Source organism: Bradyrhizobium nanningense (assembly GCF_004114535.1).
Lineage (GTDB): Bacteria > Pseudomonadota > Alphaproteobacteria > Rhizobiales > Xanthobacteraceae > Bradyrhizobium > Bradyrhizobium nanningense.
Map to the genome: position 1 here is coordinate 286,169 of NZ_LBJC01000023.1, position 9,930 is coordinate 296,098.

The 9,930-nt window shown below is 64.9% G+C and carries 10 protein-coding genes; 4 read left to right on the plus strand and 6 right to left on the minus strand.

What is annotated here, in order from left to right:
• The first annotated feature begins 67 nt into the window (after nt 1-67).
• The gene (locus XH84_RS17525; RefSeq protein WP_164936538.1) at nt 68-1,453 is read left to right on the plus strand and encodes an MATE family efflux transporter; all 1,386 of its coding nucleotides are present in this window, start codon (nt 68-70) and stop codon (nt 1,451-1,453) included.
• 94 nt (nt 1,454-1,547) lie between these two features.
• Nucleotides 1,548-1,982, plus strand: coding sequence for a DUF2147 domain-containing protein (locus XH84_RS17530; RefSeq protein WP_128921720.1), 435 nt, complete (start codon nt 1,548-1,550; stop codon nt 1,980-1,982).
• Nucleotides 1,983-2,133: 151 nt separating this feature from the next.
• On the opposite strand, the gene XH84_RS17535 is transcribed toward XH84_RS17530, so the two are convergent.
• Nucleotides 2,134-3,279, minus strand: coding sequence for a DUF3095 domain-containing protein (locus XH84_RS17535; protein WP_128921721.1), 1,146 nt, complete (start codon nt 3,277-3,279; stop codon nt 2,134-2,136).
• 224 nt (nt 3,280-3,503) lie between these two features.
• Here XH84_RS17535 and XH84_RS17545 point away from each other — a divergent pair, with 224 nt between their 5' ends.
• A complete protein-coding gene (locus XH84_RS17545) occupies nt 3,504-3,902 on the plus strand; it encodes a hypothetical protein (RefSeq protein WP_128921722.1) in 399 nt (132 codons plus the stop codon).
• A gap of 105 nt (nt 3,903-4,007) precedes the next feature.
• On the opposite strand, the gene XH84_RS40825 is transcribed toward XH84_RS17545, so the two are convergent.
• From XH84_RS40825 to XH84_RS17570, 5 genes are all read right to left on the minus strand, one after another.
• The gene (locus XH84_RS40825; protein WP_128921723.1) at nt 4,008-4,223 is read right to left on the minus strand and encodes a hypothetical protein; all 216 of its coding nucleotides are present in this window, start codon (nt 4,221-4,223) and stop codon (nt 4,008-4,010) included.
• Between the two features lie 126 nt (nt 4,224-4,349).
• Nucleotides 4,350-5,075 (minus strand): SDR family NAD(P)-dependent oxidoreductase, encoded by a 726-nt coding sequence (locus tag XH84_RS17555; RefSeq protein WP_128921724.1) that lies wholly within the window; start codon nt 5,073-5,075, stop codon nt 4,350-4,352.
• On the minus strand, nt 5,065-6,450 hold the full coding sequence (locus tag XH84_RS17560) for a class I adenylate-forming enzyme family protein (RefSeq protein WP_164936539.1): 1,386 nt from the start codon (nt 6,448-6,450) through the stop codon (nt 5,065-5,067). Before XH84_RS17560 ends, XH84_RS17555 begins: the two co-directional genes overlap by 11 nt.
• A complete protein-coding gene (locus XH84_RS17565) occupies nt 6,437-6,682 on the minus strand; it encodes an acyl carrier protein (RefSeq protein ID WP_028134192.1) in 246 nt (81 codons plus the stop codon). The genes XH84_RS17560 and XH84_RS17565 overlap by 14 nt, the downstream gene beginning before the upstream one ends.
• A 141-nt stretch (nt 6,683-6,823) precedes the next feature.
• Nucleotides 6,824-8,638: a long-chain-acyl-CoA synthetase gene (locus XH84_RS17570; protein ID WP_128921725.1), complete on the minus strand. Its 1,815-nt coding sequence runs from the start codon at nt 8,636-8,638 to the stop codon at nt 6,824-6,826.
• 183 nt (nt 8,639-8,821) lie between these two features.
• On the opposite strand from XH84_RS17570, the gene XH84_RS17575 reads away from it, so the two are divergent.
• Nucleotides 8,822-9,802, plus strand: coding sequence for a Bug family tripartite tricarboxylate transporter substrate binding protein (locus XH84_RS17575; protein WP_128921726.1), 981 nt, complete (start codon nt 8,822-8,824; stop codon nt 9,800-9,802).
• Nucleotides 9,803-9,930: the final 128 nt, after the last annotated feature.

The following is a 9,930-nucleotide window of genomic DNA, read 5'->3' on the forward strand; positions in this document are numbered from 1 at the left end:
GAGGGCTGGCCGGCGGCCGCACGTCCTATAATATGTCGATCATCATTCAATATTCCGCCCGGTGAACATGACGATCGACGCTCCCCTAGACGCCGTCCCGCCGCGTGCACCGGCCGCCTCCCCCATGGCCAGCCTGGTGACGGCGCCGATCCTGCCGACGCTGCTCCGGCTCGCAATCCCCAACATGATCGCAATGGTCGGCAGCACGCTGGTCGCGATCGCCGAGACCTCCTATATCGGCCGGCTCGGCACCATCCCGCTCGCCGCGATCGCGCTGGTGTTTCCGTTCGCCATGCTGACGCAGATGATGAGTGCGGGGGCGATGGGCGGCGGGGTGTCCTCCGCGATCAGCCGTGCGCTCGGCGCCGGCGATCGTGACCGCGCCGCGACACTGGCGCTGCATGCCGCCATCATCGGCCTCTGCGGCGGGCTGTTCTTCACGGTGATGATGCTCGTCTTCGGCCGCTCCTTCTTCACTCTGCTCGGCGGCCGCGACCGCGTCCTGGAGGAAGCCAGCGGCTATTCGCAGGTGCTGTTCTCCGGCGCGGTCGCGATCTGGGTCGTCAACACGCTGGCCTCGGTGATCCGCGGCACCGGCGACATGCGCCTGCCCTCGATGACGCTGATCGGGGCGAGCCTGCTCCAGGTTGTGCTCGGCGGCACGCTGGGTCTCGGCCTGTTCGGCGTGAAGCAATTCGGCATGCCTGGCGTCGCGAGCGGCCAATTGATCGCGTTCAGCTGCGCCGCGATCTTCTTCCTCTGGTATCTATGGTCCGGCCGCAGCCGGCTGCAGCTCGACTTCCGCGCCTTCCATTTCGAGCGCGCGATGTTCCTGGACATTCTCAAAGTCGGCGCGGTGGCCTGCCTGTCGCCGCTTCAGACCGTGCTCACGATCCTGATCTTCACGAAGATCCTGGCGACCTTCGGCACCGAGATGCTGGCTGGTTACGGCATCGGCTCGCGGCTGGAATTCCTGCTGATCCCGATCACATTCGCCTTCGGAATCGCCTCGGTGCCGATGGTCGGCATGGCGATGGGCGCCGGACATTTGAAGCGGGCGCGGCGTGTCGCCTGGACCGCGGCTGCGGCCTCCGGACTCACGGTCGGCCTGATCGGGCTCGTCATCGCGCTCGATCCCGCGCTGTGGGTCGCGCTGTTCACGCGGGATCCTGGCGTCACCGCCGCGGCGCACAGCTATTTCCACTGGGCCGGCCCGGCCTTCGTGTTCTTCGGCATGGGCGTGTCGCTGTATTTCTCCTCGCAAGGCGCGGCGCACGTCGGTGGTCCCGTGCTGGCCTCCACCGCGCGACTTCTGATCGTCGCGATCGGCGGCATCGGCCTCATCACGGCGCAAGCGCCGGCCTGGACCTTGTTCGCGCTGGTTGGCGGCGCCATGGTCGTGTTCGGCCTGTCGACTGCGGCCTCGGTCGCCTTCGCGCGCTGGGGCAAATGAGCGCAGTCCAATAAACGCAGGAATGTGATTCCAGCCAGCGTTGCACTATCCCTCCGGGCTGCTATGGAGGCACTCCAATTTCGGGGCCCTCTCCATGACTTCCAGATTCGCTGCTCTCATCGTCCTTCTTGCCGCGCTGGTTGGCGCATCTGCCGCTCATGCGCAGAACGCCGACGGGACATGGCTGACCCAGGCGGGTGATGCGCGCGTCAAGATCACCAAGTGCGGCGGCGGCATCTGCGGCCACATCGTCTGGCTCCGCGAGCCCATGGACACCGCGACCGGCCAGCCCGCCACCGACAGCAAGAATCCCAATCCCGCGCTCGCCAAGCGCCCGATGATCGGTTTGCCGTTGTTCAGCGGCATGCAGCCCTCCGGTCCGGGCAAATGGTCGGGCCAGATCTACAATGCCGACGACGGCAGCCCCTATGCCAGCAGCATCACGGTAACGGGAGCCGATTCGCTGCGGGTCGAAGGCTGCGTCGGCGCGCTCTGCGGCGGCGAGAGCTGGACGCGCGCGGGGCGGTAACCCCGCTTTCGTGTCCCGGACGCGATGCAGCGTGCAACGCTGCTTCGCAGAGCCGCGACCCAGAAAGCAGCATGGTACGAGAAGAAGAGGTGGGTCCCGGCTCAGCAGCGCATCATTTCATGCTGCGCTGCGTCCGGGGCACAAGAACCTCTCACGCCGTCATCGCCTTCAGCGCCGTCGCCGCCGAAGCGTAGCCGCCCCGCGCCCCGTCGATGAAATGCACGTGGTCGCTGCGCAGCGCCGACGGCGTGAAGCAGGTCATCATCGCGGCATCCTGCTGATGGAGGCCGTAACGCACGATCCCGTCGCGCGCGGCGGCCGCGAGACGGTCGCTCAACGCGCGCTCGAGCTGCGGGGTGCAGTCGAGAATCATGCGCAGGCCGTCGTCATACTTCCTGAAGTCCGAGTTCTCGACGACCTGGCGCCGGTAGAGGTCGGGCACGAAACCGCCGACCTTGAGGTCGAAGCGCATGATCAGATAGACGAACAGCGTAGTGGCCAGCACCCGGGCTCGGCGCGCAAGCAACGGGCCGCCGCGCCTGGTGCGGGCTTCGTATTCCAGCCCCTGCGGCGGCCATTTCAGCGGGGGTCCCTGCGGCGGCACCGGACGGGCGCCGTCCGGGCTGCGCTCGACGAGATGGATAATGTCCTCGATCACCTTGCGGAAGGCATGCGGGTCGGCGCCGCGCGTCGGCATCACCAGAACCGACAGGATCAGCCCGCGCGAGGCCGGCATCATCTCGAAGCGGCAGGACAGTCCGGACAGGTCAGGCTGCGCGCCCGCCGGCGCCTCTGCGACCGCGAACTCGCCGCGCTTCATCGCGGCGTCGGCGAAGGCGAGCCCGCCGCCGGAGAACATCGCATAGGACAGGTTCACCGACGGACCGAAGCGCGCGACCCGAACGTCGAGGCCGCGCGCGCGAATGGCGCTTACCGGCACCAGCGCGACGCGCATCCTCAGGTCGAGATCCTCCCGCACCCAGGTGGCGGTCGCGGCGAGTGCGTCGCGCGCCGCATCGAGATCGCCGGGCCCGACCGCAAAGCTTGCGCCGTCCCCGCCGAACACGAAGGGGAATTCCCGCCCCTCCAAGGCGTTCGTCACTGCCGCGATCACGGCCGCACCGGCCATGTTGACCGCCTTGTAGCGCTGCGCCGCGATCGCCTTGGTGGAATCGACGATATCGGCAACGCCGATGCTCCAATCGTCCGGGAGCGGCGCATAGAGCGCAGGGTCCATCAGGCTGGTGAAGCCGCGGAAAACGGGAATGCCGCCATAGAAGGATTCGCCTGAGGTCATCGGGGATGCCGGATGGTTGGAACGTGCTACAAATACGTGGCAGGATCGATCCGGGTTCGCCGGCCGGCGGCCCTTTCGATCATTGGCTGAAACCGGCCAGGACAACAAGATGCGGCGGCAACAAGATGCGGCCGCGTTGCATTGCTGCAGCGGGGCATTGATCGGCATCAAACGACCCGCCGGGGAGTGCGGCTATCGTCGCTCAGCTCCAAGGATTGCATGGGATGATCGAGGTGTCGGACTTCGGCAACAAGGACTCCACCGCTCCGGTCCGTCGGCGCACGGGCATCGATCCGATCAGCGCGGTGAAAATGCCCGAAAGACTGACGGAGGCCGTCGATGCCTGGGCTGAAGCCCATCGCCTGACCCGCGCGGAGGCGATCTGCAAGCTGATCGAGCTGGCCCTGAAGATCGCGCCCCCGGTGCTCTCCCCGGAGCACCCGATCGCGTCAGAGGCCACCAGGATCGAGGAGATCGCAGTCCACGAGATCGAAACGCTGCTCGATCCCGCATTGCCGGCGGACGAACGCGAGCGCCGCATCCGCCGCCTCACCGAGGGGCCGCCGGAATTTTCCCACGAACGAGTTGACCTGCCGAAGGACCCGCCGAAGCACCGGACGTGAGCAGCAAAAGCATAATCCGGAAAAGTGCGCAGCGGTTTCCCGAAACGATCATGCTCAAAACAATATCCTAAAGCGCGATGATGACTTTCCTAATCTCACCGCGCTTTAGTGCAGCTTCTCGTCCTGACGCTTGCGCAAGCTCTCGAGAGACGCATCATGGCAGCCGATCAGCCGCACGAATTGCTGCGGGTACATTTCATGGCCGTGACTGCCGGAATTCTGATGCGTCATCGGCGGGCAGTGGACATCATCCAAATCCGGCTTGGCGCGGGAATGCTCCGTCCGGCCCTGATTTGAAGCGGTCGTAATTGGCATGGCCATGGACTGCTCCCTGTCAATTAGGGCAGATCGATTGACGTAACCCAATCGATTGCAGGCCATCTTACGACCAAATCCGGCTGAATGTCATTGGGCCGGATCAACGCAATTATGGCGGCGGAGTTCCGCTTAGGCCGTATTCCCTGCGTCGACGGTGAAGACGGTCCCGGTGACGTTGCGGCCGCCTTCTCCCAGCAGATATTCCACCATGCGCGCGACGTCGTCCGTCTCCGGCAGGCGGCGCAGCGCGCTGCGGCCGGCGATGCGCTTGCGCCCCTCGTCGGAAAGATTGTGCGTGAGCTCGGTGTCAATGAAGCCCGGCGCGATCGCATTCACGGTGATGCCGACCTTGCCGACCTCGCGCGCCAGCGAGCGGGTGAAGCCGGTGGCAGCCGCCTTGGTCGCACCATAGACGGACAGGCCGTTATAGCCGGTCGTCGCAATGATCGAGGAGATGTTGATGATACGCCCAGCACCGTCCGCCATCATCTGCCGCGCCACATATTTGGTGAGGATGATCGGCGACAGCACGTTGAGCTGCACCAGCGCCTCGATCTCGGAATTATGCATGGTGGCGAGCAGGCCTTCGGTGCCGAGGCCGGCATTGTTGACGAGGCCGTAGACCGGGCCGAACTCGTCGCGCACGAGCTTTGCGAAGGCCGGGATCGCGTCGATCACGGCGAGATCGCAGGGACGGAAATGCAGGCGCCCCTCGGATTCGGCGATTGCGCCCTTGAGCTCCTCGCTCTCGCGCCGCGCCACTGCGATCACGTTGTAGCCGACACCGACGAGGCGTCTGCCGATCGCTAGGCCAATGCCGCGGCTGCCGCCGGTGACGAGAACGTTATGATGCATCGGTGCGCGCCAGTTTTCCGGCCGGGGTGACATCGAGCGCCTCGACGAAGCGGATCACCGCCGGCACCTTGTGCGAGGCGAGCTGCGCGCGACACTGAGCCAGGATCTGGTCGCGAATTTCCTTGACCCGCGCCTGGTCGGTGCCGTCGGCCAGGATCACGTCGGCGACCACGATGCCGCCGGTGATCGGACTCTTGCGCGACTTGGCCCGCGACATCCGCACGTCCGGATGGCGGTTGATCACCGCCTCGATCTCCTCGGGGTGGACCTTCAACCCGCCGATATTGATGATGCCGCCGCGGCGGCCGACGAAATAATAGCGGTCGCCGCGGAGCTCGACGATGTCGCCGCTGTCGACAAATCCGTCGTCATCGGTGAGCGCTGCGGCGCTGCGGCCGACATAGGCATGCGCGGTGCGCGTCGAGCGGATCCGCAGCGAACCGTCGATCACTTTCATCTCGACGCCGTTGCGATTACCGAGATAGTCGGCCGGAAAGCCTTCCAGCCCGTCATTCACGGCGAAGCCGACGCCGGCTTCGGTCGAGGCATAGGCATGACCGACTGAGGAATTGGGGAATGCCGCCTTCAACCCGTCGAGTACCGCCTGGTCGGCGATTTCACCGGAGAGGCGGACGTAAGCCGGGGCGAATTGCGCGGCAGAGCCGCTCATCAGGAGCTTGCGCCAGTGCGACGGCGTGCCGGAGATGTGCGAGACGCCACGCGCCTTCAGCCGCGCGACGTGATCGCCGAGCGCCTCATGCGGATCCGACAATACCATCGAGCCGCCGGAGAGAATGGCGCGGAGGAAGATTTGCAGGCCGCCATAGCGGCGGATGTCGTAGAACGTCGCCCACACCGGCGCAGATCCGCGCGCGGGCCCTTCCGCGACGATCGCGCCGGTCAGCGCTTCCAGCGTGTGACCGACGATCTTCGGCACGCCCGAGGTGCCCGAGGTGAGCATAAGCCATTCCGTGGCGCGCTCGGTCTTGGCCGGCGCGGTGGCTTCGAGCGGCAATTGTGCGGTGACGACGAGCGATATGCCCGAATTGGCCCAGCGACCGGCTTCGTCGGTGACGACGGCATCGATCCCGGCGTCCGCGATCAGCGCGTCGAGATGCGCCGGGTTGAGATCGGGCGGGCACAGCAGCATGCGGCGGGCGATGCCGTCGAGCTCGATCATGGCAAGTCCCGACCGGAGCTGGTCGGACAATTTGAGCAGCACGGAGCGGCCCGACAGTTCGCTCAACCGGCCGCCGAGGACCGTCTGCGACAGGATGTCGGTCAGCGACACGACATGCTGCGCATCGGAGATCGTGCGGACTTTCAGCTCCGCGCCGAGATGGTCGCGAAGTGCAAAGATCTCACGCGGGGACATTTTCGTAGGCCCGCACGAAATCGCCCACCGTGGCGGGGAATGCTGCGTCCTCGGAAATGGTGAAGGGGTCGACGCCGGTGTCGTCCTCGAGACGCGCGACCAGAATGGCAAAGGCGAGCGAGTCGAAGCCCGTCTCATGCAGCGACAAATCGTCCGACAGCTCCGGAAGCGTGACGTTCTGCTCCTTGGCGATCTGCCTGATCGCCTCGATGACCTTAGACCTTACCGACATGGCTGGCTCGCTTTGTTATCGTTGGTGTTGCGGCGGCTCTTGCTGGCCGCCTCCCCATGGCCGCTTGTTTACCCGGGAGAAGTAAATGCCTTCTTGGACAATTCAGGTAAAATTGGACCTATCTGCTGATTTTGGCGGGATCTACAGCCTGATCGAGCCGCCTATGATTCGTGCATACGCCTCGGCGTCCAGCAGGACATAGGCCCCGGTTCTCGAATCCACCATGAGCAGCGGATCGGAAATCGTGGCGGGATCGAAGCCTTCCCGCGACAGATCGCCTTTCTTCTGCTTGAAGGTCTCGGTCGCATCGAGCTCGCGGGAAATGCGGATGAAGACCGGGCGCGCATAGGCCGGCAGGCGCTGCGCCAGATGTGCGGGCAGCGCATCGATGTTAAAGCCCTCGTTGACGACGATCGCGCTCATGCCGGCGCGGCCGTCGGCGCCGGGGATGCTGACGCCATAGGTAGTGGCGTCGACCACGCCGGCGAAATCGCGCATCGCATCGTTCACCTCCGAGGTCGCGACGTTTTCGCCCTTCCAGCGAAACGTATCGCCGATACGATCGACGAAATGGAAGAACCCCTTGTCGTCGATCCGCATCAAATCGCCGGTGCGAAACCAGGCGTCACCCCTGGCAAACACATCGCGAAGAATCTTCTTCTCGGTTTCGCCGGCGTCGGTATAGCCCTCGAAGCGGCCGCCGCCTTCATCGGCTGTGCCGATGCGGCCGATGGCTTCGCCGGCCTCGCCGCGGGCGCAGGGGAGGCAAAATCCTTCTTCATTGCGCAGCGGCGCGCCACTGTCGGGATCGAGCTTGACGAGATTGGCAGGGAAGCGATGCGCGAGCAGCGGCGGAATGCGGCCGATCGCGCCCGGCTGTCCCTCGACGTTGAACAACGAAAAATTGCCTTCCGTCGCCGCGTAGAATTCGAGGATACGGGGAATGGCGAAACGCGCCTGAAAGTCTTCCCAGATGTCGCCGCGCAGGCCGTTGCCGCAAACGAGGCGGAGACGGTGGCGGTTCTCGTATTCCGACGGCGGCGCCTTGAGCAGGTAACGACAGAGCTCGCCGATATATTGAAACAGCGTGCAGTCGTGACGGACGATGTCGGACCAGAAATGCGAGGCCGAGAATTTCTCCGAGATCAGCACCGAGCCGCCGGCAGCGAGCATGCTGCATGGCGCGACGATGCCGCCCACCGAGTGGAACAACGGCAGGCAATCATAGAGCCGGTCTTGCGGGCTCGCGCCGGTGAGGCCGGCGAACCAGAAGCCCCAGTTGAGAATGCGGCGATGGCTGATGCTGGCGGCCTTCGGCAGGCCAGTGGTGCCGGAGGTGTAGATCAGCAACGCACGGTCGTCGATGGTGACCTCGCCGTGCTCCTCCGGCGAGAGGGGAGCGTCGTCCAGCACCGCAAGCGCGACGTCGATGGCGCGATCACTGCGGGCATCGCCATGCGTCCAGACCTTGGCCTGGGTTTTCAGGTGCGGCGTTGAGCTCTCCCACATTTCCGTCAGCTGATGCGCCACGATGATGTGCGAGGGCTTGGCGACGTCGATGCAATGCGCGAGCGACGACCCAACCAGCTTGGTGTTGAGGAGCGCGACCACACCGCCGACCCGGCTGATCCCGAGCCACGCCGCGACGTAGTCGGTACCGTTCGGCACGATCAACGCGACGATATCACCCTTGGCCACGCCGACCGAGCGCGCCCAGCGCGCGTAGCGATTGATGCGCTTCGACAGGCCCGCGTAGTCGAGACTTGCGTCATCCGCGAGCAGCGCGACGCGGTCGGGCTGGCGCTGCGCCCAATCATCGACGACATCGGCGAACAGACGTCCCGGCAGAGTTTCGATCCGCGCGGTGAGCTCGATGGCCTTCAACCAGATCTTTGAAGCCGAAGGCGCGCGCTCGGCTTTCGGTCGTTCGATGATACCGGTTGTCATGCCGTTCATTCTTTCGGGCGTGTCTGCTGTTTCCCGGCAGCTTAGCTCGCGCGTCCTGCCCAGGTGTTAAGAGACAAGGTAAAGGCCGATTAGTGCACGATTAACTCTAGTGATCCTTTACCAAGCCGACGGGATCGGCGTGCGCCGGGGCACAGTTCTTGCGATAGCAACGTGAGAATGGGAATGCAGACCATGATCACCAGACGACATTTCCTCCAGGCTGCCGCCTGCGCTGCAGCTACGCTCGCCGCGCCGCGCGCTTTTGCTCTCGGTAACCCCTCCTATCCCTCGCATAGCGTGAAATGGGTGGTGCCTTACGCGCCGGGTGGCGCGACCGACCTGCTGTCGCGGCTGCTCTGTCAGCGACTGTCCGACCGGCTCGGCCAGACCTTCGTGGTCGAGAACAAGCCCGGCGCCGGCAGCAATATCGGGACACAGGCGGTCATCACTTCGGCACCCGATGGCTACACACTGCTGCTGACCTCGACCGCGAACGCGATCAACGCCTCGTTCGACACGGCGCTTCCGTATGATTTCGCCAAGGGCATCGCACCGGTTGCCGGCGTCGCACGAATTCCGCTGGTGCTGGTCGTCAACAACGACCTGCCGGTGAAGACCGTGGCCGACTTTATCGCCTACACCAAGGCTAATCCCGGCAAAGTGTCGATCGCCTCCTCGGGCATCGGCACCTCGCTGCATCTCTCGGGCGAATTGTTCAAGTCGATGGCCGGCGTGCAGTTCACCCACGTTCCCTATCGTGGCTCGGCGCCGGGCTTGACCGACGTGATGAGCGGGCAGATCCAGGGCATGTTCGACAACGTCACCTCGTCCTTTGAGCTGGTGCGCGCCGGCAAGCTGCGCGCGCTCGGCATCACCACGCGTGAGCGCTCGGAGATCCTGCCCGACGTGCCACCGATCGCCGACACGCTGCCCGGTTATGAGACGAGCTCGTTCTATGGCGTCGGCGCCCCGCGCGATACGCCGGGCGAGATCGTTGAACTGCTCAATCGCGAGATCGACGCCGCTTTGTCCGATTCCGGTATCAAGGCCCGCATCGCCGAGCTCGGCGCCGTCCCGCTGCACGGCAACGCCAGCGAGTTCGGCGGCATGCTTGCGGCCGAGACCGACCGCTGGCGCAAGGTGGTCGAGCTGTCGGGGATTAGGAAGGACTAACGCGCGATGAGATCTGGATGAATCGTCATCGCGCCTTAGGTGTGGTCTGTCAGGAGGTTGTCCATCTGGTCTGAACCGAGGAAGCTGAGGTTGCGAAGCTTCAGTGTTCCAAGGAGAGACCAGATGAA

Excerpts from the sequence above, each read along its gene's own strand:
- XH84_RS17555 (WP_128921724.1), bottom strand. The coding sequence starts at position 5,075 with ATGCATCATAACGTTCTCGTCACCGGCGGCAGCCGCGGCATTGGCCTA.
- XH84_RS17545 (WP_128921722.1), top strand. The coding sequence starts at position 3,504 with ATGATCGAGGTGTCGGACTTCGGCAACAAGGACTCCACCGCTCCGGTC.
- XH84_RS17565 (WP_028134192.1), bottom strand. The coding sequence starts at position 6,682 with ATGTCGGTAAGGTCTAAGGTCATCGAGGCGATCAGGCAGATCGCCAAG.
- XH84_RS17535 (WP_128921721.1), bottom strand. The coding sequence starts at position 3,279 with ATGACCTCAGGCGAATCCTTCTATGGCGGCATTCCCGTTTTCCGCGGC.
- XH84_RS17525 (WP_164936538.1), top strand. The coding sequence starts at position 68 with ATGACGATCGACGCTCCCCTAGACGCCGTCCCGCCGCGTGCACCGGCC.
- XH84_RS17530 (WP_128921720.1), top strand. The coding sequence starts at position 1,548 with ATGACTTCCAGATTCGCTGCTCTCATCGTCCTTCTTGCCGCGCTGGTT.
- XH84_RS17560 (WP_164936539.1), bottom strand. The coding sequence starts at position 6,450 with ATGTCCCCGCGTGAGATCTTTGCACTTCGCGACCATCTCGGCGCGGAG.
- XH84_RS40825 (WP_128921723.1), bottom strand. The coding sequence starts at position 4,223 with ATGGCCATGCCAATTACGACCGCTTCAAATCAGGGCCGGACGGAGCAT.
- XH84_RS17575 (WP_128921726.1), top strand. The coding sequence starts at position 8,822 with ATGATCACCAGACGACATTTCCTCCAGGCTGCCGCCTGCGCTGCAGCT.
- XH84_RS17570 (WP_128921725.1), bottom strand. The coding sequence starts at position 8,638 with ATGAACGGCATGACAACCGGTATCATCGAACGACCGAAAGCCGAGCGC.